The following is a 26,776-nucleotide window of genomic DNA, read 5'->3' on the forward strand; positions in this document are numbered from 1 at the left end:
CATGGAACAAGCAACTCAAATCGTATCAAAATTAAGTTTTAATCCAGGTCAGCAAGATATTCACAATAACCAAAATCAAGCACTCAACCAACAACAAACTGAGAAAATTATTAACCGAGTGTTTGAACAACTGCAAGCGATCAGACCTGCTTGGAAACTATCGTTACCAGACGGGCGAGCAGAGGCCATGGCCAAAAAAGAGTGGACCAAGGCATTCATCAAAAACGGTATTTTAAGTTTTGAACAGCTACGCCTGGGTTTTGATAAAGCCAGATCAATTGATGATAAATATTTTCCTGACCCTGGCACATTCATCAAGTGGTGTACACCTCAACTTGAAGACTTGGGACTGCCTGAGCCTGCAACCGCGTATCACGAAGCTTGCAAACACGCCCATGAATTAACCCCAAGCAAAGCCAAATGGTCTCACCAAGCCGTATACGAAGCAGCAAAGCAAACCGGTTTCTTTGAATTAAAGTCAATGGCAGAAAAACACATACTGCCGGTATTCACCAGAAACTACGACATTATCACTAAAAAAATACTGAAGGGTGAGCCCATCAGCGATATACCCAAAGCCCTACCTGGCCAAGTACAACAAACCCTTGCTGAACGTAACAAAGCTTACCACGATGAACAGCAACAACAGCAAATACAACAAGCAGGCTTAAGCCATTTAAGTAATAAAACTGATGCGATGGCTGCTATCAAAGGAATGTTAAACAGAGGAGTTCAATAATGGCTGACTTTAAACGCGAAAAACGATACTACGTACTGAAATTATCTGACATTCAGCATTTAAGTAGAGATGATCACGCAAAGCTTCTAAGTATTGGAGTAAAAGCCGATCAATTCCGCCAGCAACATGGCAAGCAAGACTTAGAGTGTGTAGTTGTTGAAAGCGACTGGCCTGAATACGAAATTGTATGGTCGCTAATTGAAGCCAGAGAGACAGCCAAATCAGAAGTACAAAAGCTCAAAAGTATATTTCACCGTCTTCGTAATGAAACTGAAAAAGCTGCTCATGCTTACGCAGTTGCTTGTGATGTAGGCCCAGAAAGATTATTTGCTTTTGAGGTCTACGACAGAATTCGTCATGTAACCAGGAAGTTTTATTAAAAAAAGCACTGCTTCGTCAACGCTGTTTAGGGGTAGTGAGTAAAACGAAGCAATGCACACGGGGGCTACCGTGCAATCAGTATGACCCTAGCCAATTAAAGAAGTTCACCGCTAACGACGTCTTTACAAATAAATCATTAAGCGTACAGGGAGATAAGCTAATGGGAGCATTAATCAGTGATTGTCAGCAATATCGATACTGGCTAACAAGAACATGCGACACAGTTCATCCAGAAAAGTCATCTGTTTTATTTGTCATGCTTAACCCATCCACTGCAGATGCTGAGGTTGACGACCCAACAATAAGAAGATGTAAAGGTTTTGCAAAGAAATGGAATTTTAAAGGCTTAACCGTTGCAAACCTATATGCGCTTCGCTCCACAAGCCCTAAGCACTTGTGGCAACACACTGACCCTGTGGGCAGTGACAATGATTATTGGCTTAAAAAATTAGCTGTTGAACACACTGAAGTAGTTTGTGCCTGGGGTGCAAATGCTAAACCGGAGCGTGTTAATCAATTTATAAAAATGATGACCAACGCAGATATCAGGCTCTGGTGTTTAGGTGCTACCAAAACAGGAGCACCACGTCACCCGTTATATGTAAAAGCTGATCAGCCATTAGTTGAGTTTAATGAAGTTCACCTCTAACGACATACAACAAAAGCTGAGAACTGTATGAAACTGCAATATAAACCTATTTCAAATGCTAAAGCGGGAGATCAGGTTTTATATAAGATTGGTCATCGCTTTAAAGAAGACAATATGGCGCCTTGCACCTTAGTCAACTCAAATAAAAAGAAAACCACAGTTTATTTTTATGGTGACCCAAAGTGCGATATGGCAGCTAAAACCACACACTTTTTTACCAAGGTAGGTGAATTGCATGAATAACAACACAATAGAATCACCAAAAGAAGACAAATGCATTAACTGCGGTATGAGAAAAATACACAATGAAATTGCCAGTGTTCATACAGGCGTTATGGCAATTACCTATGCATGCGGTACCAAGGTAGTAGGTCAACTGTTAGAAACCTCAGAAGTATGTGACGAAATTACCTTGTTAAAAGAACAAATATCAAGCTGGAATAAATTAGCTGATACCAGTTTTTCAAAAGCTGTCTATGAACTAAAAAAATCACTTAGTTTTTTAGCCAAGCTAAGCGAGAAAAACCATAAAAGAGTAAAAGGTGGTCACGAAGCATTAAACGCCATTATTCAACACGAAGGCCGCCTAAGACACCACGCTGACGTAAATAACAGGCAGGTATTTTAAATGCTAGGCCGTAGCGTAACCAAACCACAAAAACAATTTCATGATGCCCTGGCGGAACACGTCGGCTGCATTGCTTGTAGAAAAGCAGGCAGCCACAACAACTGGGTATCAATCCACCACATAGACGGCAGAACAAAAAGCCATGCCCATTGGTACGTATTACCCCTATGCGCTGGCCACCACCAGGATGGAACTGGAAACAAGCAATTAAAAGGCTGGGCAATCCACCCATACAAGGCACGATTTGAAAAACGCTACGGCACCCAACACCAGCTGTACATCGAATGCTTACACCTACTTGCTAGACATAACTATCGCTTACCAGAAGAACTTAAAACTTGGATAAGGGAAACAAAATGATAGAAATCAACAAACAACTCATCAAGCAAGTATTCCCCGGCTCAATGTTCAAACAGTTAGCCAGACCCACCGTCAGCCAAACTGCAATAAACGTAAAGCCTGGCCAATGGGTATGGGAAGACGGACAAGGTAATACGTACAGCCTAGATGGCATAGTCGAATGGCACGCTAATGACAGCCCATTCAACTATGAATACCGCGATGACGTGATGTACCAAGTGTATTTAAGACTAAGCCAATTACACGGATATGAGGTGTAGAGATGCTAATAGGAATAACCGGCAAAGCCCGAGCAGGCAAAGACACCTTTGCTAACTACCTGCAAGAACAACTGCCCGAGTACAACAAATACGCTATAGCTGATCCAATAAAACAGTTTATTAATGATTTATTCTGGAAAGGGTTAAATACCGAGCCATTAAAAGAGCTGGAAATACTAAGCCTGCCTATTCATTTTCTGGTGCTAGAAGATTTTTTAGAACCAATTCTTAAAGCACTCAATATAGATATGAAGCTTAGGGATATGGTTTTACACTTCATCAATGCATTCGGTGCCTACGAAGTAGATGAACAAGAAAGGAGAAGCATCAAAGAGGGATTGCATTACGACTCTGTAATTTACCAAGTTTCTCCAAGAAAAGCCTACCAGTTATTCGGCACTGAAGTCTGTCGCCACTTCGACCAAGACTTCTGGTTAAAGCCATTAAACCAAACGCAAAACACCATAATCACCGACGTAAGACTAAACCGCGAAGCTGAATACATTAAAAACCGTGGGGGTGTAATCATAGAAGTAGTCAGAAACAACACCCCAAAAGTCGAAAACCACATAACCGAACAAGGCATTGATAAAAAGCTTATTGACTTTAGCGTACTCAACGATTCCCTAGAAGGACTACAAGAGCAAGCAGAAGACATTCATTTCAATATTGTGGAAAAAATTAGTGCTGAACTTCCCCAAAAAAGAAAAGCGATTAATGAGGCAGTATCCCTATTAAATGAAATATTCAACGGAAAGGTAAACCAATGACAACAACTAACGTAGAAGCAGCCTTAGAAGAAACTATTGCTAAAACAGTAGTACAGCTACATAAAGCCAATCAATTACTTGGTCTATTTGCAGATGGTGTATGTGACCTACTTGATTGTGGCGCTTGTGATTTAGGGCTGGAAATAGATCAATACCGAGAAATAATACCTGAAAACTGCTCAGTTGAATTCGCCTTTTTGCTATTGGATGAGTTCAAGCGGTACGTCAATTCAAACCCAAAATCTGATGCCCTTTGCACAACCTATTTTAATCTGGATAACTGGCAACTACCTGACAGTAAAGATATTGGGGGTGAGAACGCGAATAGACCTAGCGAATCCGACAGCAGGTGTACTGTTGATCCTGCAGTTGTTGCCAATGATCCCGGAGAAAAAGCATCACTACAACCAAGAAAATGAGCAAGCTCGAAGCTACTTTAGAACTACATATCAAAGCCCTAAAGCTACCAGCACCAAAGACTGAATATAAATTCCATCCCAAAAGAAGATGGCGCTTTGACTTCGCCTGGCCTGATAAAAAGTTAGCAGTAGAGGTAGAAGGCGGAGGATGGGTAAACGGAAGGCACAACCGAGGCCAGGGCTTTGCCAACGACATGGAGAAATACCACGAAGCAATGGACCTGGGCTGGAACATATACCGTTGCAACAGTGAGCTAATCCACAGTGGCCGAGCGGTAGAACTGATACAAAAGCTGTTGTCTGCTAGTTGCTACTAGGCGTGCTAGACAGCCTGAGACCGATTAGGAGGACATACACACGACAAATAGAGGACACGACAGGACACAGAAAAAGGCCGCTAATACTTGAGTTAGAGCAGCTAAGACTGAATTTAAAGACAAGAAATACGACAAGCTCAATATACTCATTTGCCGCTAGTAGGCGTGCTAGAGGGGGTGAGACCAGATTTAAAGGAGACAGCATGGTAAAGATAATTCCCTTTAACAAACCCAAGCAGCAACCAAGACAAAAATGTCAGAGCCGTGATAGCAACATATACATCACTAAAGACGGCTCACCCTTCACCAACCCGAAATATAAGGAGGCAGTAAAAAGCATATTAGAAGACGCAAAAAAACTGGGCTGGTAATAACTCACGAGGATGGCATGGCAAAAATAATCCCTTTCAATAACCCCAGAAAACTACAACCCAGACAACAGCAAGAAGACAATAGCTTTATTCCATCAGAGCCAATTAATAAGAATGGTTCACTACTTGAAGACCCGAAGTATCAAGAAGCATTTAAAGCATTATTAGAAAAAGCCAAAAAGCTAGATTGGTAACCAAATACAACAATAAAAGCCTCCTACTTATCGTGCTAGAGAGGCTAAGACCGTATTAGTAAGAACGAATAAACCCTTGAAGGAGTGAAGTATGGTAAATGCAAACGTAATGGCATTATTAGCCCATGGCAGTATCAATTACGAAGGTGTACCTGGTGGTACTCCCCAATTAACCGCTGAAGATGTGGCTGGTGCTTTAGGTATGGGCAGCTTACCACGAGAGGCGTACTTATTAGGGCTGTTAAAGTATGCTGAAGATAAAACTGTACTGCATGAGTTGGATAGGTTGGTGCAGGAATATGTAATAGGTGTGGGGGTGAAGGAAGGTTGGCGCGAACCATGGCCAAAGGAGAAAAAGCGTTCCTTAATGTTCTTTAAGCAATTCGCCCGGTTAATGATTAACGAAATCGTTGACGAAAACATTTGTAAATCCTGTAACGGAACTGGCATTTTCAGTCATTCAAAACTGATTCGAAAATGTAATTGTACTAACGGTAAAAAAGCTTTATCTAAACTTAAACAAGCAAAGTTCTGTAATATCAACCATCAAGCATGGAATGAAAGGTGGTATGAGAGATACAGCCACTGCCTTAAACAAATTCATGTATGGCATGCTAGTGTAATTTTTCATCTTATTAACCATATTTAGCTAAGTTCTTTACAAGGAAAAATACATCAACTTCACTTACCTAAATTGAGGAGCTAAGAAAAATATTACAACTTCATAACCAAAGGGAATTGGTGATGAGTAAGCCCATAATATACTTAGGAAGAAAAATTCAAAAAGAAATTGATCAAAGCCCTGAAGATGTAAGAGACAGAATAAACTTTGAGCTAGTGGCACTACAAGAAGGGCAGCCTTCTTCTTTTGAGTACCACACTTATAATGACCCAGAAGATGATAGCAAATACCCTCCTGTAGTACATAAGAATATGAAGGAGACAATTGGTAAACATGCAAGGCAGTTTACGATAAAGAGTCAGGATTCATACAGAATTATTTATGTCTCTGTGCACAAGGAAGCGATTTATGTTTTACATTTCTTCAAAAAGAAAACTGAGGGGGTGAGTCCGAAAGAATACAACACCGCCCATCAACGTTACAAAAACCTTGAGCAGCACCGTAAGTCTCTATAGTGAATAGCTATTAAGCCTAGCCATTCTAATATAAAACAAGGCTATGCATAATTCTGCATATTATGTATGCTTAATAGTAAGCAGATTAACTACTAGTTTGTAGTTTGATTGTTTAACTAGCTGGATGCTAGTAATATCGATGAGGATCATCATATGGAATTTGTAACAGTTCGAAACCCTTACCTCTCATCTTCTAAGACAGAAGAAGAAGCAGTTGATAAGCACATGAGGGCACAGTTACTTGTCGTTTTACGTAAATTAATTGTTGAGCAAGGATTGACACAAACTGATGCTGCAGAAGTTTTAGGAATTACTCAACCACGAGTAAGTGATATTATTAACGGAAAAATATCTGTTTACACTGTCGAAAAACTAATGTTCCTTCTCTTTAAGCTTGGTTGGCGCTTTGACTTTAGTTACGAAAATGGAAAAGTTAGTATAGAAAGCGAAAATATAAAATCACAAGCAGCATAATTTTTTGCTTATCTTTATTGACATGGTAGAAACATAGTTATATATTAAATTCAGAATGTATTTCTGTGCCTAAACTAAAATACATTCAAGTATAGAAAGTTTTGGGAAAAAGCCTCATCATCTGATGGGGCTTTTTTTATGCCTGCAGAAAACCACTCCCCTAATAGAAATTACTATGGACACTACTAACCTGTTTACTGGCTCGCTTGTCAGATTAAAGTCGGGCGGACCGGTGATGACCGTTATTAATGTAAACGCTTTAACTGTCGAATGCCGTTGGTTTGATGGTGCTACTCCACATAAAGCTGTATTCCCAAAATCTGCTTTAGAGCAAGTTAATTCTTTTTAACCATGAAAATCACTAAACTCGTTGTGCATTGTTCTGATACACCCGACGATAGGGATATATCAGCTGAGGATATCCATCGCTGGCATAAAGAACGGGGGTGGGATGGCATCGGTTATCACAAAGTCATTAAGCGTGATGGTACAGTTGAAAATGGACGCCCTGAGTTCTGGCCGGGTGCACATGTTAAAGGCCATAATCATTGTAGCCTGGGCGTTTGCTTAATTGGCCGTGATTGCATTACTTCCGGTCAGTTAGTTAGCCTGGAAAAAGTCATTGACGACTGGCTATTAAAATACCCTGAAGCTGAAATAGTTGGTCATTGTGATTTAGACCCTGGTAAAACCTGCCCTAACTTTGATGTGCAAGACTGGTGGAGCATAGTTAAAGACATAAGGAGCTACAGTCAGAATGGATATAGTAACTAACTTTTTCATTATTCTTTCAGCTGCTTTTATTACCATTGTACTGCCTGCTCTCGGGCTATTAATTTACGCTCAAAACCAGCGTCAAAAGTACTTTCAGGATTACTTAAAAAGAAAACAGAAACACTAATAAGGAATCACATGAATAAAACACACTTTATTGATAGCAATGGCAACCCTGCTGGTGGAACTACTTCTGGTAGAGGCTTTGCTATTAGTTGGCAAAATGGTCCTTTGGATGCTAATGGTGAAAGGTTGCCGCCAAATGGTGCTTTTGTAGAAGATATTATAAATGCTGCCAAAGATCGCTTAGAGTTTTATCAAGAATCAAAGTTTTGTTGTGACTATAATGCTGAAGCAATAAAGCACTTAGAGTCAGCTATTGCTGTATTAAACTTACGCACTGCGGACCGTGAAAAGCGCGGTGTTGAAGGAACTCACGAAGTTTAACTAAACATGATAGCCACTATCGTCACAGCCGTTAGTAGTTTATTTCAATCCTATTTAACCAACAAACAACACAAAGCCGAACTCAAGCAAGCCATCCACAAAAAGCAACTAGACGAAATTCAGCAAGGCAATATCAGTGCCTCAGAACTGGATTCAATTAGTATTCAGTCGCGAGGCTGGAAAGATGACTTTTTGCTGATTATTACTGTTTTACCTCTAGTTGTTTGCTTTATACCTGGCATGAGTATTTATATTCAGGACGGCTTTGGCGCATTAAAAGCCAGCGTACCTGAATGGTATTTATACGCCTTAGCCCTCGTTTTTATTGATACCTTTGGATTTAGACGAATACTGCGTAGTGTGTTAGTTCAGTATTTAACGAATAAATTTGGTAAATAACTGACAACACGGTTAGCCTGATGGTAACTGAAAAAATCATATCAAACGCCCCTTATGTCGCCAGTGTAGTCACTGTGATTGCTGGTCTAACTCTCAAAGACTGGGGTGTCATTATCGGTATTATTCTTACCACGATTACCGTTGTGGTTAACTGGGTGTATAAGCACAAACAAGATAAGCGCGAGACAGAATTATTTTATCGAGAAATGTATGGCGGTAAACCTCCTGAAAAAGAGTAAATAGTTAATCCCAACCTTTGCCCACGCCCTGTGGGCTTTTTTTTAAAACAATAAAGAAGATAGGTAAGTTATGAATATTATTCCGTTTGAATTTAATAACTCTGCAGTACGTGTTATCAATAAAGATGGTGAACCTTGGTTTATTGCTAAAGATATAGCAGAAGTGCTTGGGTATGCCGAGGCTTATAAGATGACACGCAATCTAGATGATGATGAGATTGCCCCCCACATTGTGGGGACGAATGCTGGACCCCGTGAATTCAGTATCATCAATGAGTCAGGTCTTTATTCAGCTATCCTCAAAAGCCGCCGGCCCGAAGCCAGAATCTTTAAAAAATGGGTTACCAATGAAGTGCTTCCAACTATTCGAAAAACTGGCAGCTATGGTACAACTCAAATTGATTGGACTAATACACAGCAAGTGGCTGGGATATTGGCGCAGTCAATGGAAAAAATCCAAGAACAAAGCCAACAAATAGGCGCTATGAAGCCTAAAGTTGAAGCCCTTGAGCGTATCGCTAAATCTGATGGTGGTATGTGTATTACCAATGCAGCTAAAGATTTGCAGGTTAGGCCAAAGGATTTATTTAGTTGGTTATCCGAGAATAAGTGGATATATCGTAGGGCCGGTCATGCCAGCTGGACGGCCTATCAAAATAAAATACAGCAAGGTGTTTTAGAACATAAAGTCACTGTCGTTAGTCGTTCAGATGGGGCAGAGAAAACCACTGAACAAGTGAGGGTGACCCCTAAAGGTTTGGCTTTATTAGCTGAGCGACTTAACCCGTTTGAAGTTGCTTAAATAATTTCACACCTGATATTCATAACCCTTGCCTACTTCGGTGGGCTTTTTTATTTGTGAGAAATCATTATGCGATTGATATTATTAGTTGTCTTAGTTTATTCAATATTTAATTATTCACTGGCTACTACTGACGTAGACTCCAGCACTCAAGAGCATCATGCCTAAACGCACACCACGCCCCTGTCGTTCATTAGGCTGTAGTGGATTAACTCGTGAAAGACACGGCTATTGTGAGCAGCATAAACAACAGGCTTCAGGCTGGACCCAATGGCAAAAGAACAAAGGTAACCGCCATCAACGTGGCTACGGTAAGCAGTGGGAGCGGTTACGTAAATTGGTATTAGAGCGTGATACTTATCTATGCCAAGTGTGCTTAATAATTAATAAATTAACGCCAGCCAATATTGTTGATCACATTAAACCCAAGAGCCAAGGCGGTGATGATGCGCTTGACAATTTACAAACCATTTGCCGTCCTTGTCACCAGAAAAAAACCGATCAAGAAAAAAATCATCGGCGTTGAGACTGCCTGAGAGCCTTTCTAAGCAATGCCGCCCACAATTAATGGCAAGGTATTAATAATAATGCCATAGGGGGGCGGGGTTAATCTCTGGGGCTTGTAGCTAGGTATCGAGCGCTTCAAGAATTTTTTTATTCCCGCGAAATTAAAAATTACAACATGCGATGGCTAGAGGTCGAAAACCAAAGCCCACCCAGCAGAAGTTACTCGCGGGGAATCCCGGCAAGCGGGCTTTAAATCATGATGAACCGAGTTATGGTGCACTTACCAATGTTGATCCACCCGCCTGGTTGGACGCCACTGCTACAGAATTGTGGAGCTACTTAGCCCCCAAGTTAATCAAGAGTGGTGTGTTAACTGAAGTTGACTTTCATAACCTGGAAATCTTTTGTACGGCTTACGCGCGTTGGCGGGCCGCTGAAGAAGCGATAGAGCAACACGGCATTATGGTTACGGATAACAACGGTAACTTAAAGAAAAACCCAGCGTGTACGGTGGCGAACGAATCCATTAAGCAAGTGGATAGCTACGGTGCGAAGTTGGGCCTTGATCCTGCCAGTCGTGCTCGATTAGCTGTTGGTGGCCAGCCAGCGGAAGAAACCAACGAATTTAATCTATGACGAATTACGAGCGCGCTGAACATTACGCGAAAGCGGTGGTCGCTGGTGACATACCGGCTTGCCAATATGTTATTCAAGCGTGTCAGCGCCATTTAACCGATTTAACCCAAGTTGATGAACCTGATTTTCCTTATTATTTTGATGAGGAAAAAGCCGAGCGCATTTGTAAATTTGTTCAGCTACTGCCGCATACCAAAGGCAAGTGGGCCTCTAAAAAGCAAAATATTCAGTTAGAGCCCTGGCAGTGTTTTGCGTTTGGTGTGCCATTTGGTTGGTGCAGAAAAAAAGACCACACCCGCCGTTATCGTGAGGTGTATTACGAAGTCCCTCGTAAAAACGGCAAGTCCATTTTAGCAGCAGGTGTTGGTTTATATTGCTTTGCTATGGATGATGAATTCGGTGCAGAAGTTTACTCGGGGGCAACCACTGAAAAACAAGCTTGGGAGGTGTTTCGACCGGCCAAGATCATGGTGGAGAAAAGGCCAAAGTTACAGAAACATGCAGGCATTCAAGTCAATGCCAAAAACATGCATATTGTATTAGATCATGCCCGCTTTGAGCCGTTGATTGGTAACCCGGGTGATGGTTCTTCTCCTAGCTGCGCGTTAATTGATGAGTATCACGAGCATCAAACCAGTGACTTATATGACACCATGCGTTCAGGCATGGGCGCCAGAGAACAACCGTTATTATTTGTGATTACCACGGCAGGCTTTAACATTGCTGGGCCTTGTTATGACAAACGACAAGAGGTGATTAATATCCTTAACGGTTCAGTGCCGAATGATGAACTGTGGGGACTCATTTATACCATTGATGAAGACGACGACTGGACACAACCGGAAGCGTTAATTAAAGCGAATCCTAATTACAATGTGTCGGTATTGGAGGACTTTTTATTATCCCAGCAAGCCAGTGCCGTTGCCAATGCTAGCCGCCAAAATCCATTTAAAACTAAGCACCTGAATGTTTGGGTTAATGCCCGTGAAGCCTGGATTAATTTAGTCGATTGGCATCGCTGTTGTGACAAAGGGTTATCCCTTGACGATTTTAAAGGCGATGAGGCTGTATTTGCGATTGACCTTTCATCACACATTGATATTTGTTCTTTTGTGCAGGTATTTACCCGTCAAGTCGCGGATAAACAGCATTATTATGCCTTTTCTCGTCACTATTTACCGGAAGACACAATCTATGACGAGAATAATAAAAACCACTCCGCGTATCAGCAGTGGTTAAATGAAGGGTATTTAACGAAAACTGATGGGGCTGAAATTGATTACAGCCAAGTCAGGCAAGAGATATTAGAGCTTTCCGAGCAACATCAAGTAAGAGAAATTCCCCATGACCCTTGGGGAGCGGTACAACTGGCACAAGAACTGGATCAGTACAATTTAAGTCCGGTTAAATTTCCCCAAACCACGTCCAACTTTTCACCCGCGATGAAAGAGTTAGAGGCAGCCATAAAAGCCCAACGCTTTCACCATGATGGTAATCCGATATTAACTTGGATGATGTCAAACGTAACGGTAAAAGAAGACGCTAATGAGAACATCTTTCCGCGCAAAGAAAAGCCCCATAACAAAATTGATGGTGCTGTTGCATTAATTATGGGAATTGGCCGTTCCATGCTCGACGACGACAGCCCCTCATTAAATAAAGCCTACGAAAACCACGGCATTCGTTTTCTATGAGTTTTTTTAAAAAATTGTTTACCAAGAGTCAGGCAGCCCCGTTTGATTCCCATGCACTATTGCAAGCACTGGGAGTTGGCTATGAAACCGATACTAATATCACTGTTACGCCTGAGAGCGCCATGCGTTGCTGTACGGTGTTTTCCTGTATCCGGGTATTGGCTGAATCGGTTGGGCAATTGCCACTGAATTATTTTGTGCAGCAAGGTGAAAAGCGAGTAAAAGCCACTGGGAGCCGTCTTTATCACCTACTTAAACTGTCGCCGAACAGTTACATGACTTCTCAAGAGTTATGGGAGTTGTGCATTACTCATTTATGTTTGCGGGGTAACTTTTACGCCTATAAAAATACGGTAAAGGGTGAGCTACGGGAATTATTACCCTTAAACCCGGATAATGTAGAACCCAAATTATTGGATGATTACACCCTGGTTTATGATGTCACCTTTGCCAATGGTAGCCGTGATATTCTTACTGCTGATCAAGTCTTCCATGTAAAGGGTTTTTCCGTTGATGGCATCAAAGGCGTGTCACCCATTAGTTATGCCCGCAATGCCATTGGCTTGGGGTTAGCCACTGAAAAACACGGCGCTAAATTGTTCAGTAATGGGGCTCGTCCAGGGGGCATTTTAAGCACGGACCAAACCTTAAATGATGATGTGGTTAAGCGGGTCAAACAAAGCTGGGACGATCAATATCAAGGCTTAGATAATGCCCATAAAGTGGCGATTTTAGAGGCTGGCTTACAATGGGTGAGCGTGGGCATGACATCCGATGATGCCCAGTTTTTGGAAACCCGCAAATACCAACGTTCGGAAATCTGTGGATTATTTCGCGTGCCTCCCCATATGGTGGGTGATTTAGAAAAAGCCACGTTTTCCAATATTGAGCATCAAGCACAAGAATTTGTGGTTAATGCACTGGTGCCGTATTTAACCCGGATTGAGCAGCGCATTCAGGTGAGTTTAATTCCTGAAGCCAAGCGTGCCAGCCACTTTGCCAAGTTTAATGTAAATAGCCTGTTGCGTGGGGACATGAAATCCCGAGCTGAGTTTTACACCAAGCTGCAACAAACCGGCTCACTATCGCCCAATGAAATTCGGGCGCTGGAAGATTTAGACCCAAGGGAGGGCGGCGATATTTATTTAACGCCGATGAATATGCTGATTAATGGTAAAGAGCCAGAGAAAAATGAAATTAACTAAGATTGCGAAACCGTTTGAAATTAAATCGGTAGACGAGTCAGGGGTATTTGCAGGCTATGGCTCAGTGTTTGAAGTAGAAGACAGTTATGGTGACGTGGTTGAAAAAGGGGCTTTTTTACAATCACTGAATCAGTGGCAACAGAAAAATAAATTACCGGCTTTATTGTGGCAGCATCGTTATGACGAGCCTATCGGCGTCTATACCAAAATGGTGGAAGATAACCACGGCCTGTATGTGGAGGGGAAATTATTAATTGACGATGATCCCTTGGCAAAGCGGGCTTATGCCCATTTAAAAGCCGGTTCCGTCACTGGGTTATCAATTGGCTTTACTCTTCCCAAGGGTGGTGGTGAATGGGATGAAGACACCGACACCTATCGTCTGAAGCAAGTGAAATTATGGGAAGTGTCCTTGGTGACATTTCCTGCCAATGAATCGGCCACGGTTGATGGCGTTAAATCGGCCATTGATGGTGGCCCAAAAACGTTTGAGCGATTCCTGCGCGAGGCCGGTTTATCGCGAGCCCAAGCCAAAGGCTTAATGGCTGATGGTTATCACGCCTTGAATCAGCGAGACGCTGAGTTATCAAGTACCGTGAATCAATTGCAATCCCTTATTCACACCTTAAAAGGATAAATCAATGGCTTACGCTGAAGATATTAATAAGACAATTGAGGAATTAGGTGGTGCCTTTAATGAGTTTAAAAAAACCAATGATGATCGCTTAACTACCTTGGAAAAAGGTGACGCGCTGGATGGATTGGTTGAAGGTAAATTGAAGGCGATCAATGACAAACTCTCGGAGCTGGAAAAGCTAAAAGGCCAGTTTGAAGAGCTGGAAACCAAGGCAAATCGCCCTGGCAGCACGTTTGGTGGTAAACAACAAAACGCCGAATATGAAAAAGCCTTTGATCAATTTGTCAGAAAAGGCAAAACCGACCAGATCGATGATTTAAAAACCAAAACCATGCAAACCAGCAATGATGAGGATGGCGGTTATGCGGTACCAGAACAATTAGACCGGCAAATTATCGACTTTGGCCGTGATCAAGTGGTCATGCGTTCGGTTTGCTCCAGTCAAACCTTATCCACACCGGACCTTAAAAAACTACGGAAAGACGGGCGAGCTACATCGGGCTGGGTGGGTGAAACATCGCCAAGGCCGAACACTGATACTTCACAGCTGAAGCCAATTACCACGCACTGGGGCGAGATTTACGCCAATCCAGAGGCTACTCAAACCATGCTGGATGATGCGTTTTTTAATGTACAACAGTTTTTGCTTAATGATATTGGTGAGGAATTTAGCGAACAGGAAGAAGCTGCTTTTACTAATGGTGATGGAAACCTAAAGCCTGTGGGCTTGTTTGCTTATCCTCGTACTACACAAAGCGATGATGTGAGGGAGTTCGGCAAATTACAGTATTTGGATACCGCCACCGCTAAGCTCGAAGCAGATGACCTGTTAAAGCTATTGTACGCTTTAAAACGTAAATACCGCACAGGTGCCCGCTGGATGATGAACAGCACCAGTGTTGGGCAAGTACGGCTGATGAAGGATAACGACGGTAATTATTTATGGAGCCCTGGCTTACAAGCCGGTGAGCCTTCGCGGCTGTTAGGCTATTCGTTGACGGAAAATGAGCAAGTCGATGACATTGCCGCGAAAAAAGCGCCGATATCCTTTGGTAACTTTAAGCGGGCTTATTTGATCTTAGATCGGATTGGTACCCGAGTGTTGCGCGATCCTTACACCAATAAGCCCTTTGTGTCATTTTATACCACCAAGCGGGTGGGTAATATGTTGTTGGATAGTAATGCTGTTAAGGTATTACAAATTAAAGGAGGGTAATTAGAGGCGGGAATTCCCGCCTTTTTAATTGCCCAGTGCATACGGTTAGTATTTGCATGTACTTCCCTCATAATCCCATGCACCACCAGCATCTAAACAGGCATCAATTTGTAATGCGTTGGGATCAAAATCATGGAGCGCATAAATAATACCTGTCGCGGTCAGCCAAAAGAGAATAGCCATGCCAGCCAAAACGGCAATAATAATTAACAACTTCTTTTTGATGTTTTTACTCACAGTACAAAGAGCCTCACCAGACGTTTAAATTATCCATCTCAATATACTACTGGTTATTGACGTAATTGGTGTGCACTAAAGTTGCAAATTATGTGCAGAAAGGTTTTTTTTGTTTATTGTTGCGCGGTTATATATTAGGTAACCACTATGCTAGAACTCAATCTTGTTAAAAAGCACCTGAATATTGATGAAGAAATAACCGAAGATGACGCCTATGTGCAGGTATTGATTGAGGCGGCTATCGCTAACTTTGAAAGCACGACACAACGTCCGCTAGTGCAAGATAACCCCACTGATATAGCAGTGGTTATCACCCGTGAAATTGAAATTGGCTTACTCATGCTGATTGGTCATTGGTATAACAACCGGGAATCAGTGGTGATTGGTGGCGTTGTTAGTGAATTACCCTTATCGACCCAAACCATTTGGAATAAATACCGTTTTAAATCCCTATGAGAGCCGGCCGCTTAAAACACCGAATCACCATTGAAAAACCTGAGTTGATTAAAGATGATTTCGGCCAGCCCACTATAAAAACCTGGGTAACCGTATGCAGCGCAAGAGCGGCGATTGATCCCATATCAGGTAAAGAGTTTTTTGCCGCCCAGCAAATTAATAATTCGATTAATTACAAAGTAACGATTCGTTATCGGCCTGGGATTAAGTCGCAGTTTCGGGTTAAGTATAAAGACCGTACTTTTGAAATTCATGCGCCACTTAACCCAAGAGAAGCCAACCGCGAGCTGCTACTCATGTGTGAAGAATATGAAACTTGATATTAATTTACGGGATGTTGAAGAGTTAACTGAACAACTTCGAGATGTAGAAGAAAAACTGATTAATCGGGCGGTACGGCAAGGCTTATTAGAAATCATTAAGCCGGTTAAAAAGCAGATGAAGCAAAACGCGCCAGTTGATACCGGTGAGCTTAAAAAAGCGATTAATCATAAATCCTTTGCTAAAGACCATTTTGCGGTGGTTTATTCGGGAATTTCACAAAAAAAACACCAGCCATCCGTCGTACAAAAAGCATTAGCCATGGAATATGGCAATGAACGGCAAAAAGCTAAAAAGCCCTTTATTCAACCCGCTGTTGATCAATCCAATTTTTCCAATGCTAAGCAGGAGGTTATCGAGCTGATTGAAAAAAGGCTTGATGAATTGCTAAATGATTGAAATTAAAATCCAACAAACATTATCTGCATTAGTCGATGATCGGGCTTATCCCACAATATTACCGGAACAGGCCAAATATCCTGCCATTACTTACCATCGGGTGAATGCAGCCCAAGGCAGTGGTCGTATTAATACCACGGATATTACTGGGCAAAACAGCGTATTTCAGGTGGTAATCTGGAGTAAAAACTACGGCCAGGCTCATTTGCTACAAAAGAAGTGTATTACTGAATTTGCAGGATTAGGACTGCAACTAAACTCCAGTGCTGATGGCTTTGAACCAGAAAAAATGCTGCACTCAGTGATTATGGAGTTTGAGTGCTGGGGCGATTTAGCGTTAACGGCTGATCGCCAAAGCACACCGACTAAAAGCCCAATAAAACAGTTTTTGCACAGCGTAAGGCAACAGTTGTCAGGTATTTCAGAAACAAGCCTCAGCGATTACCAGCTGATTCAGCCGGTATTACCTACCATTGTCGTTAAACTCCAACAGATTAAACCTGCTGATGATTGGAATGGGCCAGGGGCCGTTAAGTGTTTTATGGCAGCCCATTGTTACCACCAAGTGGGTTACGCTGAAGACTTGGCGGCTCAGGTATCGCTTAAGATCAATGCTAATCAATGGGATTTGGGTGAGGCACTGGACTATCCAACGGATATTAGTGCCGATCAGCAAGTCATGACATTAGGTGGCGAGCCTTATGAACGTTGGCAAATCAAATGGCAGCAAGTTATAAGAACTGAAGCGTCAATCTGGCAAGACAGCGGAACCCCGCCAACCACTGTTTTATGCAGTGATGCCCCAGAGATAGGAATCCCTCACGAAGATGACTACCGAGTTGTTTCGAGTAAATGAGCTTTACCGGCTACTGGTTAATTTAATTCGCCCTGGCACGATTCACCAAGTGGACCACCAACGCACACGGGTAAGAGTGCAAATCGATCAATTAACCTCTGGCTGGTTACCTTGGTTAACGACAAGAGCCGGTCATGACCAAAGTTGGTGGGCACCGGAAGTGGGTGAACAAGTGATTGTGTTATCACCCAGTGGTGAGCTAGCCAATGGGTTTGTGTTACCGGCTGTCTATCAAAACAAGCATCCAGCTCCTAGCTATGATCCTGATGAATCGGTGTGGCAATTTAAAAATCATGCTCGGTTTAGCTATCACCGAGGTAATGATGAATTAATTATTGAGCTAACCGGTGAAGGCAATACTAAGTTAATTAGCCCTAAAGGTATTCATTTTGTGGGTGACTTGTTTGTGGATGGAAATATTAAAGCCACCCAAGAAATAACAGACCACACGCGTAGTATGCAAGGCGACCGGGATATTTATAACGGCCATGGTCATGATGTGCCAGGGCATGGTACAGCGATACCTACGGGTAACAAGCAATAACTCTTAAATCAGAAAATAAATACAATACTGGTTAATTAAACAGTAGTTATCGTATAATTTTGTATTAAAGAATTGGATAACAGTTAACCATATAGGAGTATTTATGGGAATTGCTTGTTGGGTGGACGCATGTAGGTTTAATATTCCAAAAGAAAAACATAGTGAGATATATGACTTGCTTATAAAAAAGCTAAAGAAAGAGTCATATGAATTTAAGGGCTATTCTTTTCCAAGAACATTGCGTGATTTATTGGATAGGATAGGCATTGATATATCTGATGATGGTGAACTATATGGCTTTGTTAATGAAGTTAAATTTGGTTCTAGATCAGATACTATTTTTGAAGTATTGAATGATATCGCTCCCTATGTAGAAGAAGATAGCTATATCCAAGTTGAAAATGAATTATCAATAGAATACGAAGAAGACCATACTCAAACACATTATGATGTGCACACGGTTAAGAATGGCAAACTTGTTGAGAGCGGAAAAATTCTTATTGAGCTTGATAGACGCAATTGGTTCGAGATTACTGAATTCCCTGAAATTGACCCTGAAGATGAAGAATTGGATTATGGAGTTGGTAAGTTTATTAGAAAGCAAATTTATAATTATTATCTTGGCAAAACAGATAAAAGTATTGTTTTATATAAAAATAATTAGCAAATATTAAAAGTATGAAAGGCACTCACCGACAAACTGGTAAACCCCTTTCTAACCTCGATCACCTCCGCCAATCCATCACTGACATATTAACCACCCGCATTGGAACCCGACTGATGCGGCGTGATTATGGCAGCCGTTTGCCTGAATTAGTGGACCGCCCCATGAATGGTCAGTGGTTAGTGGAAATCTACGCGGCGACTGCTGAAGCCTTAATCCGTTGGGAACCACGCATAAAAGTCAACAAGGTTAAGGCTTATCGCGGCGAGCCAGGCGAGTTATTGATTGCGTTAGAAGGGATTTATTTACCCGAAGGCAAACCCATTACGTTGGATGGCATCATTATATGAGCGAATTTACCGCCATTGATTTATCACAGTTACCTGCACCAGATGTTATTGAGCAAATCGATTATGAAATGGTCCTAGCATCAATGCTGGATGACCTAAAAAAGCGCGATAGCAGTTTTACGGCGCTGGTCGAATCTGATCCTGCGATGAAGATTTTAGAGGTCTGTGCTTATCGTGAAATGCTGATTCGACAGCAGTTTAATGAACGGGCTAAAGCCGTCATGCTAGCATATGCAGTGGGTAATGATTTAGATCATTTAGGCGCTAATTACGGCGTTAAGCGTAAAGTGATTGATTCAGGTGATGATAGCCAAATACCACCAGAACCACCGATTATGGAGACTGACGAAGACTTTAGGCGTCGTATTCAATTAGGGCCTGAAGGTTATTCAACCGCTGGCCCAGTGGGTGCCTATTTAGCTCATGCGCATAATGCCCATGATCAAATTGCGGATGTCTCTGTGTATTCTGATGAGCCTGGCGAGGTGATGATTACTTTTTTGCGGCGACCTTTAGCTAATGAAGCCGATATGGCACCGGATGATGAAATAAAACAGGCGTTGTTAACCGCGTTAAATGATGAAGATGTCAGGCCGTTAACCGATCATATTACCGTGCAAGCCGCTGCAATTATCGACTATTCCATTGATGCCAAACTGCATGTACAACAAGGGCCGTCTTCTAAAGCCATTATCGATACAGCTACAACAGCACTGAATGAGTATGTCGAGCAGTGTTATAAACTGGGTAAAACTGTGGCGCTTTCGGGTATTTATGATGCGCTCCATATGGGGGGCGTTACCCGTGTGGAATTGCTGTCACCGACAGCAGATATTCAAGCCAAAGTCTTTCAAGCACCTAAAGCCAAATCAATTGCTATAAACCTCGCTTAAATAATCCATTTTTTCTCATGAGTTTATTACCCAACAATGCAAGCCCTTTAGAGGAAGGATTGGCTGATAGCACTGGTCGTATGAGTGACATACCCGCTTATCCTAATCACGTCTGGAATCCTGATACTTGCCCAGCGAATTGTTTGCCCTGGTTGGCTTGGGCCTTATCGGTGGATGTATGGAATCCAGATTGGCCTGAGTATGTTAAACGACAAACCATTGCGAATAGTGTGGCGGTGCATCGGATTAAAGGCACAAGAGGTGCGCTTAAAAAAGCACTAGACGCATTACATGTGCAAACCGAAATTAAAGAGTGGTTTGAATACAATGGCAAGCCCTTTACTTTTCAGGTTACTGCCTATGCCAATGATAATTTAAATACATCAGGTGATATTTTAAATAAAGAATTAATTGAGCAAATCCAAGAAACTATTCAACGTACTAAAAATGTACGCAGCCATTTTAGTTTTCAGCTGGGTGCCAAATTTAATACAGGCATTACAGCAAGTTGTGTTACTCGAAATATCAATAGCATCAGAGTCACCAGTGTTGGTCGCATTGAGCAGCAAAACACGCTGGGTATTTGTGCGACGGCTGTAGTCCGTCCACTGACAATTATTCGTGTATAGGAATAACCATGCAAATTAATCCTATTATTACCGATGCAGGATTGCAGGCGGTATTTAATGCCAGTAATGATGGTTTACAAGCCACCATTGCTGAAATTGCGCTGGGTGATGGTCGTTACCTGCCTAACGCGAAACAGACTCAATTAAAAAGTGAGCAACTCAGGTTGCCTATTTCAAAAAGTGAACGTGCCGGTAAAACACATATCATTTTAAGCGCCATAGCCGATGGTGAGTCAGAGTTTTGGATTAGAGAGTTTGGCATATTTTTAGAGGATGGCACTTTATTAGCGGTTTGGTCATCATTAGAGAAAGCCTTGCAGTATAAGGCTGCAAGCGCGCCTTGTTTTTTCTCGACTGACTTCATACTCAGTGGCATGCCTGCCGACGCCATTACCGTCAATGACCAAGGGGCGGATATTGCCATTGCCTTATTTTTAGAGCAGTTCGCTATGTTAAGTCAGGCGCAAATTGACCAAATGCGTCGCCACCTGGAATTGTTATTTTCATTTAATCAATACGAAAAAACAGCGAGGAAATGATGACTATCGAACAACGGTTAGCAGATGCGGTACAGGCCAGTAATCAATTAACAGAAGTAGTACAAAATAAAATCAATGATATTAATCAGCAACTGAAAGCCGCTGAAGATCGTTTTAATGCTTTTATGTTAGAGGCCCATAAGGAAAGCCCCTTTTACCGACAATCCAAAAATCAGTTTGGAAATTTAGTGGATAAGATGTTAGATGGATTTGATAAAAGCGAAGCATTTTCTATTGAAGTCTCATTATATCGAGAAATTAAAACTGGTATAGATTGGGAGCAGCGAGATAGCGAAGAAAAAGAAATTCTGACGTGTATGGGGCTTAAAGGGCATAAGTATTTACAGCCGACCATTCGTGTACTGAGACTGAAGTGGAGCGGTTATGATCGAGATACACATAATGCCTACTCTATTTACCCCACAGTTCCTGCCAACCGTTCAGTACCACTCACTGTAGGCTGCTATGCAAAATTAATCTCTGGTGATATTCGTTATACCTGGCTTAACGGTGTTAATCATGAATGGGGGGTATGCGGTGCAAACTATGAAAGCCAGCCTGGCTCATATTTTCATGCTCACCCTTATGTGTATTCTCCGGCAGGTGAAGTGTTATTTTTCTGGCCTGCGATTGTGACGGGTTATGTGCCCATTGATAGGGATAAGCCGCTATGGGGCTATTATCCTTCAATGCACGGCGAAAATCCTTTTGATACAGACCCTTTGCCTGACCTTGATCGTGAGAGCCGGCGCTCAATCGAACGATCATAGTTAGCACTTTACTCCCCTATAAATTAATTCAAAAAGGAACCCTTATGCCTGAAGAATTTCTCCATGGCGTCGAGGTCGTTGAAATTGACAGTGGCCCACGCCCGATCCGTACCGTCAAAAGCAGTGTCATTGGTTTAGTGGGGACAGCACCCGAAGCTGACGAGAAAGTGTTTCCCTATGATACGCCGGTGTTAATGGCCGGCAGTTTAAAAAAAGCGGAAAAGCTGGGTAAGCAAGGCACACTGCCAGCTGCATTACAAGGTATTTTTAACCAGATTGGGGCAATGGTCGTTGTCATTCGGGTTAACGATAAACCGCCTGCAGCTCCTGAAACAACAGATAATGAAAATACTGCACTGAGTGCCATTATTGGTCAGGAAGGCGAGCCTAATACCGGTATTTATGCACTGCTTGATGCGAAAAGTACCGTACATGTTGAACCACGTATTTTAATTGCACCAGAGTTTTCACATATCAAAGCCGCAGCTGATGCCTTGATCATAGGCGCTGAGCGATTAGGTGGAGTGGCTATCATTGATGGTCCAAATACAACCGGTGAAGAGGCCGTTAACTACCGTAAAACATTTGGTAAACGTTATGCCTACCTAGTCGATCCTTGGGTTAAAGTCTGGAATAGCGATGCAAATGAAGGTAAAGGCGGCATTGTCATTGAACCACCTTCATCCAGAGTCGCGGGACTCATGGCTAAAATTGATAACGACAACGGGTTTTGGCATTCACCCTCGAATAAATTAATGAACGGCGTGCTAGGTACCGCAAGACCGATTGATTTTAAACTGGGTGATAAAAACTGCCGAGCCAATTACTTAAATAGCCATGATGTCACTACCATTATTCAAGAAAATGGTTATAGGCTCTGGGGCAACCGTACCTGTAGTAGTGATCCTAAATGGACATTTATTAACGTGGTACGTACAGCCGCAATTATTTATGACTCACTGCAGCGCGCTCACATGTGGGCCGTTGACAGAAATATCACTAAAAACTACATCGCTGATGTAACAGAAGGTGTGAATAATTATCTGCGCCGATTAAAAAATATCGGTGCTATTTTAGGCGGCACTTGCTGGGCTGATCCAGACTTAAATACCCCAGACGCCTTAGCGGATGGCAAGGTGTATTTTAACTTTGATTTTACCCCGCCCACCCCAGCTGAACATATCACCTTTAATGCCACGTTAACCGACGATTATTTTAAGGAGGTACTCAGTGCACGCCAATAATGTCACTTATGCCACCCTGTTTATTGATGGGGTAAGCCAGGCAGGACGAGTGCAGTCTATTACACTACCCAAACTCACGGTTAAAACCGAAGAGTTTAGAGGTGGTGGCATGGATGGCGTGACCCACCTGGATATGGGGATGGAAGCCATGGAGCTGAGCTTTACCATTGATGACTGTAATATCAATGTACTGAAAGAGTTTGGTTTCCAGCAAGGTAAGCAAGTGCCGTTTAATATCAAAGGCGTATTGCGCAACCCTGGTCAGGGCGATCAAGGAATTGATGCGGTTTGCCGTGGTCTAGTCAGTGAAATAGATTTTGGTGAATGGAAACAAGCCGAGCTATCCAGCTTAACGACCACGGTCAAACTGGATTACTACAAACTCACCATCAATAACAAACTCATTTACGAGATCGATGTGGTTAACCATGTGCGCAAAATAGAAGGCACTGATCACATGCAAAGCGTCCGTGAATTTTTAGGCTTATAAACTCTAAACCAACATACAACACAATAGGTACATCATGAGCGAATTAATTACCTTAAACTATCCTATAGAACGTAATGGTGAAGTCATTAACGAAGTCACTTTACGTCGCCCTAAAGCCAAAGATTTAAAAAATATGGAAAAACGGGGTGGTGGGGAAATTACCCAAAGTATTCATATGGTGGCTGATTTAACCAGCTTGGATATTGCTACTGTAGAAGAATTAGATGGAGAAGACTTTCAGTTAATCAGTAAAAAGGTGGAAGGTTTTTTAGGCTTGACTGGCGATCAGTAAAGCAAATTTGCTTAACCTTATCCTACTACCTGCGAGGCACCCCACTGTCAGAGCTGTTAGACATGGACCTCGAAGACCTCCTTGATTGGTACAAATCCCTTCCTAAGCAACAATAATCATGGCTAATAAACTCAATATTGCCATTGGCGCTTATATTGATAAGTCACTGGCGAAAAGCTTTAAAAAAACTGAATCTGTTGCCAGTAAATTAGGCAAAGCTTACCGAGAGACTAATAAAAAACTGGCTGCTGTACGACAGGTGGATCAGTATCGCCAACGACTAGCCAGACTACGCAGACAGCAACAACAAGCGGGTGGCAGCAGCGAACGGTTAGCCGAATCTATTCGACGGGCAGAAGCAAATCTGACTCGCGCCTCCCGTGCTGCCAGACGCTATGGAGTAGATATTAATAACACCGCTCAAGCACAACGACGGTTGCAGCGTACAGCTCGTTTTCAAGGACTTCAGCAAGCGGGCATGCAACGACTTGGACAGTTAAAAACCGCCGGTAAATGGGCTGCAGGTGGGTTAGCCGGGGCAGCGGGTGGTTTGTTGGCGATGGTGAAATCCACGGCTGATCGAGGAGACCCCATTGCCAAGCATGCGGCTAAACTGGGGTTTAGTGTTGAAGGGCTCCAAGAATATCAGTATGCGGCTGAGCGCTCCGGAGTATCTACCGCGCAATTTAATACGGCTTCCCAACGGATGGTACGACGGGTATCGGAAGCGGCTGCTGGGATTGGTAAAACGGGTAAAGCACTCAAAGAATTAGGGTTGGATGCTAAGTGGCTAAACTCGCTGAAACCTGAACAGCAGTTTGAGCATATCTCGGAAGCGATGAAGCATATCCCCAATAAAGCCGATCGTGTGCGACTGGCGATGAAGCTATTCGATACGGAAGGCGTTGGGCTGGTCAATATGCTGAATGGCGGAAAAGCCGGCCTTGAGGCGTTAAGAAAAGACGCCAGGGCCACCGGTAATATAATTTCAAAAGAAGATGCCAAAAATGCAGAGGATTTTCAGGACGCCTTTTTAGACTTTAAACAAATCATTGGCAGTGTCAGTAAATCAGTGGGTGCCAAGTTTATGCCCTTGGTGACCAAGCTCATGATTAAGTTTAAAACTTTCCATGAAAAATACGGCGCTCGCTTTAATCAAGTGTTAATCCAGGTAGCTGATTCATTAGTGAGTGTGGGTCGGTTTATGTGGAATCTGGGCAAAACCGTCGTTACTGTGGCTAGTAAAGTAAGCCATTTTATTGAGGAAGCCATTGGTTGGAAAAATATTGTGGCTGTTGTGGGTGCATTAGTTGGTGTGAAATTAGTCGGTGCCGTATTGGCAGCTGGGTCTGCATTAATAGCATTTATTCCAGCGATAAAAGCGGTTGGATTAGCCATGATGGCCAATCCCATTGGCCTAATCATTAAAATCATTGCGATTGGTGCGACATTAATTATTACCCACTGGAGTACTGTATCCACATTTTTAGGTGATACATTTGATACTGTTGCTAATGCTTGTAGTTCAGCATTTGAAACCATTAAACACTACTTTTTCAATTTTACACCACTAGGTTTGCTGATATCTAATTGGGAACCAATCACAGACTACTTTGGTAACTTATGGGAGAGAGTCAAAGCAATATTCGGTGTAGCCTGGGAGGCTATTAAAAACTACTTCTTTACTAGTACACCTCTTGGTTTATTAATCGCTAACTGGGACCAGATCAAAGACTATTTTAGTAATCTCTGGGATTCTGTGCTTAATGCATTTAGCTCAGGGGTAAATAACATTAAAACTAGGCTTTCTAGTTTTTCAGCTAAAAAGCTATTCATGAAGGTCTGGCAACCAGCGATTGATTGGCTCCGTAGTAAATTCCAGTGGATTAATAAAGCCATTGAGAAGCTAAAAGGTATTAAACGTTGGTTTACTGGCGATGATGAGGAAGAAAAGAAAACAGTTGCCGGAAAAATTAACCAGCGAACGCAGCAACGCAGAGCCCAGATACAAGAGACACAAGCCGTTAATGCTAAGCAAATAGAAAAGCGGCTACAGCAAATCAACCAGCAAAAGAATATGAATGTCACCACCCACCTAAACGCACCAATTACCATCAATGCAGCCCCTGGTATGTCGGCAGAAGAAGTTACACAGCAAGTGAAGGATGCTTTAGAAGAGCGTGAGCAGGAAGCTGAAGCCAGACAGCGAGGCGCGCTTTATGATATGGATATGGCGGCTGCTCTATGAGTTATACACTACTCAAGCTGGGTGATTTTATATTCTCGATTAAGACTGCCAGCTATCAAAAGCTTCGTCAACAATGGCAGTTTACATGGGCCAGCCAGCCTATTATTGGGGGTTATCCTCAGCAGCAGTATACCGGGGAAACCGTTCGAACGATGGCTTTAAGTGGCACCATGTACCCTGGCCAATATGGCAGTCGTGATAGCCTACTTCATATGGTTGAGCTGGCGGGTACAGGTGCGCCCTTTATTTTGGTAGCGGGTACTGGCGAAATACTCGGCTATTGGTGTATCACCCAAGTGAGTGAAAGTGGCACCTACCCAGATAAGGAAGGCGTTTGCCGTAAGATTGAATTCAGCGTGAGCATAACCTACTATGGCGACAGTATACCGAACAAAGGACGGTGATACCCTGGACTGGATTTGTAAGCAGTATTATGGTGAAGAAAGTTTTGTGCTGCAGGTGTTAGATGCTAATCCAGGGTTAGTAGAAAAGGGGCCTGTTTTAGCAGCAGGAATTAATATTTTATTGCCAGCGCTAACCCCTCAAAATCAGACTGCAGAAACCCTTTGGTCTTAACTTTCCATTCTTA

The 26,776-nt window shown here is 42.5% G+C and carries 45 protein-coding genes; 44 read left to right on the forward strand and 1 reads right to left on the reverse strand.

Annotated elements, in window-relative coordinates:
- Position 1: 1 nt before the first annotated feature.
- The 27 genes from OQE68_RS16980 (at position 2) to OQE68_RS17110 (ending at position 15,255) form a co-directional block, all read left to right on the forward strand.
- Positions 2–739: a replication protein P gene (locus tag OQE68_RS16980; RefSeq protein ID WP_266195736.1), complete on the forward strand. Its 738-nt coding sequence runs from the start codon at positions 2–4 to the stop codon at positions 737–739.
- Entirely contained in the window at positions 739–1,119 is a 381-nt protein-coding gene (locus tag OQE68_RS16985) for a hypothetical protein (protein WP_180571822.1), read from the forward strand. The genes OQE68_RS16980 and OQE68_RS16985 overlap by 1 nt, the downstream gene beginning before the upstream one ends.
- 35 nt (positions 1,120–1,154) lie before the next feature.
- Entirely contained in the window at positions 1,155–1,769 is a 615-nt protein-coding gene (locus OQE68_RS16990; protein ID WP_266195737.1) for a DUF1643 domain-containing protein, read from the forward strand.
- Between the two features lie 27 nt (positions 1,770–1,796).
- A complete protein-coding gene (locus tag OQE68_RS16995) occupies positions 1,797–2,012 on the forward strand; it encodes a hypothetical protein (protein WP_180571819.1) in 216 nt (71 codons plus the stop codon).
- The gene (locus tag OQE68_RS17000; RefSeq protein ID WP_180571818.1) at positions 2,005–2,397 is read left to right on the forward strand and encodes a hypothetical protein; all 393 of its coding nucleotides are present in this window, start codon (positions 2,005–2,007) and stop codon (positions 2,395–2,397) included. The genes OQE68_RS16995 and OQE68_RS17000 overlap by 8 nt, the downstream gene beginning before the upstream one ends.
- Positions 2,398–2,757: a Ref family recombination enhancement nuclease gene (locus OQE68_RS17005; RefSeq protein WP_180571817.1), complete on the forward strand. Its 360-nt coding sequence runs from the start codon at positions 2,398–2,400 to the stop codon at positions 2,755–2,757. It begins immediately after the preceding gene.
- Positions 2,754–3,017, forward strand: a complete 264-nt coding sequence (locus tag OQE68_RS17010; protein ID WP_266195659.1) for a hypothetical protein — start codon at positions 2,754–2,756, stop codon at positions 3,015–3,017. Before OQE68_RS17005 ends, OQE68_RS17010 begins: the two co-directional genes overlap by 4 nt.
- A gap of 2 nt (positions 3,018–3,019) precedes the next feature.
- A complete protein-coding gene (locus OQE68_RS17015; protein ID WP_266195738.1) occupies positions 3,020–3,787 on the forward strand; it encodes a deoxynucleotide monophosphate kinase family protein in 768 nt (255 codons plus the stop codon).
- On the forward strand, positions 3,784–4,206 hold the full coding sequence (locus tag OQE68_RS17020) for a hypothetical protein (protein ID WP_180572091.1): 423 nt from the start codon (positions 3,784–3,786) through the stop codon (positions 4,204–4,206). Before OQE68_RS17015 ends, OQE68_RS17020 begins: the two co-directional genes overlap by 4 nt.
- Complete coding sequence (locus tag OQE68_RS17025) at positions 4,203–4,523, forward strand: putative endonuclease domain-containing protein (RefSeq protein ID WP_266195739.1); 321 nt, start codon at positions 4,203–4,205, stop codon at positions 4,521–4,523. The genes OQE68_RS17020 and OQE68_RS17025 overlap by 4 nt, the downstream gene beginning before the upstream one ends.
- A 203-nt stretch (positions 4,524–4,726) precedes the next feature.
- Positions 4,727–4,894, forward strand: a complete 168-nt coding sequence (locus OQE68_RS17030; protein WP_180572122.1) for a hypothetical protein — start codon at positions 4,727–4,729, stop codon at positions 4,892–4,894.
- Positions 4,895–4,911: 17 nt separating this feature from the next.
- Complete coding sequence (locus OQE68_RS17035; RefSeq protein WP_180572123.1) at positions 4,912–5,088, forward strand: hypothetical protein; 177 nt, start codon at positions 4,912–4,914, stop codon at positions 5,086–5,088.
- Positions 5,089–5,179: 91 nt separating this feature from the next.
- Positions 5,180–5,737: a hypothetical protein gene (locus tag OQE68_RS17040; RefSeq protein WP_180571918.1), complete on the forward strand. Its 558-nt coding sequence runs from the start codon at positions 5,180–5,182 to the stop codon at positions 5,735–5,737.
- 95 nt (positions 5,738–5,832) lie between these two features.
- Complete coding sequence (locus OQE68_RS17045) at positions 5,833–6,225, forward strand: type II toxin-antitoxin system RelE/ParE family toxin (RefSeq protein WP_180571917.1); 393 nt, start codon at positions 5,833–5,835, stop codon at positions 6,223–6,225.
- 153 nt (positions 6,226–6,378) lie between these two features.
- The gene (locus OQE68_RS17050; protein ID WP_180571916.1) at positions 6,379–6,699 is read left to right on the forward strand and encodes a helix-turn-helix domain-containing protein; all 321 of its coding nucleotides are present in this window, start codon (positions 6,379–6,381) and stop codon (positions 6,697–6,699) included.
- 175 nt (positions 6,700–6,874) lie between these two features.
- Positions 6,875–7,048 carry a YodC family protein gene (locus tag OQE68_RS17055; RefSeq protein ID WP_266195740.1) on the forward strand — a complete coding sequence of 58 codons (174 nt, stop codon included), beginning with the start codon at positions 6,875–6,877 and terminating at the stop codon, positions 7,046–7,048.
- A gap of 2 nt (positions 7,049–7,050) precedes the next feature.
- Positions 7,051–7,473: an N-acetylmuramoyl-L-alanine amidase gene (locus OQE68_RS17060; RefSeq protein ID WP_180572058.1), complete on the forward strand. Its 423-nt coding sequence runs from the start codon at positions 7,051–7,053 to the stop codon at positions 7,471–7,473.
- Positions 7,474–7,611: 138 nt separating this feature from the next.
- Entirely contained in the window at positions 7,612–7,920 is a 309-nt protein-coding gene (locus OQE68_RS17065) for an Acb2/Tad1 domain-containing protein (protein ID WP_266195741.1), read from the forward strand.
- Positions 7,921–7,926: 6 nt separating this feature from the next.
- The gene (locus OQE68_RS17070; RefSeq protein WP_266195742.1) at positions 7,927–8,319 is read left to right on the forward strand and encodes a hypothetical protein; all 393 of its coding nucleotides are present in this window, start codon (positions 7,927–7,929) and stop codon (positions 8,317–8,319) included.
- Between the two features lie 20 nt (positions 8,320–8,339).
- On the forward strand, positions 8,340–8,558 hold the full coding sequence (locus OQE68_RS17075) for an HP1 family phage holin (protein ID WP_180571956.1): 219 nt from the start codon (positions 8,340–8,342) through the stop codon (positions 8,556–8,558).
- Between the two features lie 70 nt (positions 8,559–8,628).
- Positions 8,629–9,360, forward strand: a complete 732-nt coding sequence (locus OQE68_RS17080; RefSeq protein ID WP_180571957.1) for a phage antirepressor — start codon at positions 8,629–8,631, stop codon at positions 9,358–9,360.
- A gap of 160 nt (positions 9,361–9,520) precedes the next feature.
- On the forward strand, positions 9,521–9,886 hold the full coding sequence (locus OQE68_RS17085; protein ID WP_266195743.1) for an HNH endonuclease: 366 nt from the start codon (positions 9,521–9,523) through the stop codon (positions 9,884–9,886).
- A 161-nt stretch (positions 9,887–10,047) separates the two neighbouring features.
- On the forward strand, positions 10,048–10,503 hold the full coding sequence (locus OQE68_RS17090; RefSeq protein ID WP_266195744.1) for a phage terminase small subunit P27 family: 456 nt from the start codon (positions 10,048–10,050) through the stop codon (positions 10,501–10,503).
- Complete coding sequence (locus tag OQE68_RS17095) at positions 10,500–12,197, forward strand: terminase large subunit (protein ID WP_266195745.1); 1,698 nt, start codon at positions 10,500–10,502, stop codon at positions 12,195–12,197. The genes OQE68_RS17090 and OQE68_RS17095 overlap by 4 nt, the downstream gene beginning before the upstream one ends.
- Positions 12,194–13,402, forward strand: coding sequence for a phage portal protein (locus OQE68_RS17100; protein WP_266195746.1), 1,209 nt, complete (start codon positions 12,194–12,196; stop codon positions 13,400–13,402). The genes OQE68_RS17095 and OQE68_RS17100 overlap by 4 nt, the downstream gene beginning before the upstream one ends.
- The gene (locus tag OQE68_RS17105) at positions 13,389–14,039 is read left to right on the forward strand and encodes an HK97 family phage prohead protease (RefSeq protein ID WP_266195747.1); all 651 of its coding nucleotides are present in this window, start codon (positions 13,389–13,391) and stop codon (positions 14,037–14,039) included. Before OQE68_RS17100 ends, OQE68_RS17105 begins: the two co-directional genes overlap by 14 nt.
- Positions 14,040–14,043: 4 nt before the next feature.
- Entirely contained in the window at positions 14,044–15,255 is a 1,212-nt protein-coding gene (locus OQE68_RS17110; RefSeq protein ID WP_266195748.1) for a phage major capsid protein, read from the forward strand.
- A 45-nt stretch (positions 15,256–15,300) separates the two neighbouring features.
- Here OQE68_RS17110 and OQE68_RS17115 read toward each other — a convergent pair whose 3' ends face one another.
- Positions 15,301–15,492, reverse strand: a complete 192-nt coding sequence (locus OQE68_RS17115) for a hypothetical protein (RefSeq protein ID WP_180571511.1) — start codon at positions 15,490–15,492, stop codon at positions 15,301–15,303.
- 147 nt (positions 15,493–15,639) lie between these two features.
- On the opposite strand from OQE68_RS17115, the gene OQE68_RS17120 reads away from it, so the two are divergent.
- The 17 genes from OQE68_RS17120 to OQE68_RS17200 all read left to right on the forward strand — a co-directional run bounded on the left by OQE68_RS17120 (position 15,640) and on the right by OQE68_RS17200 (position 26,763).
- Positions 15,640–15,948 carry a head-tail connector protein gene (locus tag OQE68_RS17120; RefSeq protein ID WP_180571510.1) on the forward strand — a complete coding sequence of 103 codons (309 nt, stop codon included), beginning with the start codon at positions 15,640–15,642 and terminating at the stop codon, positions 15,946–15,948.
- Positions 15,945–16,268 carry a phage head closure protein gene (locus tag OQE68_RS17125; protein WP_266195749.1) on the forward strand — a complete coding sequence of 108 codons (324 nt, stop codon included), beginning with the start codon at positions 15,945–15,947 and terminating at the stop codon, positions 16,266–16,268. The genes OQE68_RS17120 and OQE68_RS17125 overlap by 4 nt, the downstream gene beginning before the upstream one ends.
- Positions 16,258–16,668: an HK97-gp10 family putative phage morphogenesis protein gene (locus tag OQE68_RS17130; protein WP_266195750.1), complete on the forward strand. Its 411-nt coding sequence runs from the start codon at positions 16,258–16,260 to the stop codon at positions 16,666–16,668. The genes OQE68_RS17125 and OQE68_RS17130 overlap by 11 nt, the downstream gene beginning before the upstream one ends.
- Positions 16,661–17,524: a hypothetical protein gene (locus OQE68_RS17135; protein ID WP_266195751.1), complete on the forward strand. Its 864-nt coding sequence runs from the start codon at positions 16,661–16,663 to the stop codon at positions 17,522–17,524. Before OQE68_RS17130 ends, OQE68_RS17135 begins: the two co-directional genes overlap by 8 nt.
- A complete protein-coding gene (locus OQE68_RS17140) occupies positions 17,496–18,068 on the forward strand; it encodes a phage baseplate assembly protein V (protein WP_266195752.1) in 573 nt (190 codons plus the stop codon). The genes OQE68_RS17135 and OQE68_RS17140 overlap by 29 nt, the downstream gene beginning before the upstream one ends.
- A 103-nt stretch (positions 18,069–18,171) precedes the next feature.
- The gene (locus OQE68_RS17145; protein WP_266195753.1) at positions 18,172–18,732 is read left to right on the forward strand and encodes a hypothetical protein; all 561 of its coding nucleotides are present in this window, start codon (positions 18,172–18,174) and stop codon (positions 18,730–18,732) included.
- Between the two features lie 14 nt (positions 18,733–18,746).
- Positions 18,747–19,082, forward strand: a complete 336-nt coding sequence (locus tag OQE68_RS17150) for a GPW/gp25 family protein (RefSeq protein ID WP_266195754.1) — start codon at positions 18,747–18,749, stop codon at positions 19,080–19,082.
- Positions 19,079–19,975 (forward strand): baseplate assembly protein, encoded by an 897-nt coding sequence (locus tag OQE68_RS17155; protein ID WP_266195755.1) that lies wholly within the window; start codon positions 19,079–19,081, stop codon positions 19,973–19,975. Before OQE68_RS17150 ends, OQE68_RS17155 begins: the two co-directional genes overlap by 4 nt.
- Before the next feature lie 17 nt (positions 19,976–19,992).
- Complete coding sequence (locus OQE68_RS17160) at positions 19,993–20,604, forward strand: phage tail protein I (protein ID WP_266195448.1); 612 nt, start codon at positions 19,993–19,995, stop codon at positions 20,602–20,604.
- Between the two features lie 8 nt (positions 20,605–20,612).
- The gene (locus OQE68_RS17165) at positions 20,613–21,143 is read left to right on the forward strand and encodes a phage tail-collar fiber domain-containing protein (RefSeq protein WP_266195449.1); all 531 of its coding nucleotides are present in this window, start codon (positions 20,613–20,615) and stop codon (positions 21,141–21,143) included.
- The gene (locus OQE68_RS17170) at positions 21,140–21,913 is read left to right on the forward strand and encodes a hypothetical protein (RefSeq protein WP_180572154.1); all 774 of its coding nucleotides are present in this window, start codon (positions 21,140–21,142) and stop codon (positions 21,911–21,913) included. Before OQE68_RS17165 ends, OQE68_RS17170 begins: the two co-directional genes overlap by 4 nt.
- Before the next feature lie 44 nt (positions 21,914–21,957).
- Positions 21,958–23,157 carry a phage tail sheath C-terminal domain-containing protein gene (locus OQE68_RS17175; RefSeq protein WP_266195756.1) on the forward strand — a complete coding sequence of 400 codons (1,200 nt, stop codon included), beginning with the start codon at positions 21,958–21,960 and terminating at the stop codon, positions 23,155–23,157.
- Positions 23,144–23,647: a phage major tail tube protein gene (locus tag OQE68_RS17180; RefSeq protein ID WP_266195451.1), complete on the forward strand. Its 504-nt coding sequence runs from the start codon at positions 23,144–23,146 to the stop codon at positions 23,645–23,647. Before OQE68_RS17175 ends, OQE68_RS17180 begins: the two co-directional genes overlap by 14 nt.
- Before the next feature lie 34 nt (positions 23,648–23,681).
- Complete coding sequence (locus OQE68_RS17185; RefSeq protein ID WP_266195757.1) at positions 23,682–23,939, forward strand: phage tail assembly protein; 258 nt, start codon at positions 23,682–23,684, stop codon at positions 23,937–23,939.
- 118 nt (positions 23,940–24,057) lie between these two features.
- The gene (locus tag OQE68_RS17190) at positions 24,058–26,187 is read left to right on the forward strand and encodes a phage tail tape measure protein (RefSeq protein WP_266195758.1); all 2,130 of its coding nucleotides are present in this window, start codon (positions 24,058–24,060) and stop codon (positions 26,185–26,187) included.
- Complete coding sequence (locus OQE68_RS17195; protein WP_266195759.1) at positions 26,184–26,591, forward strand: phage tail protein; 408 nt, start codon at positions 26,184–26,186, stop codon at positions 26,589–26,591. The genes OQE68_RS17190 and OQE68_RS17195 overlap by 4 nt, the downstream gene beginning before the upstream one ends.
- Positions 26,560–26,763: a tail protein X gene (locus OQE68_RS17200; protein WP_266195457.1), complete on the forward strand. Its 204-nt coding sequence runs from the start codon at positions 26,560–26,562 to the stop codon at positions 26,761–26,763. The genes OQE68_RS17195 and OQE68_RS17200 overlap by 32 nt, the downstream gene beginning before the upstream one ends.
- Positions 26,764–26,776 lie beyond the last annotated feature (13 nt).

Source organism: Spartinivicinus marinus (assembly GCF_026309355.1).
In the GTDB taxonomy this organism is placed as follows: domain Bacteria; phylum Pseudomonadota; class Gammaproteobacteria; order Pseudomonadales; family Zooshikellaceae; genus Spartinivicinus; species Spartinivicinus marinus.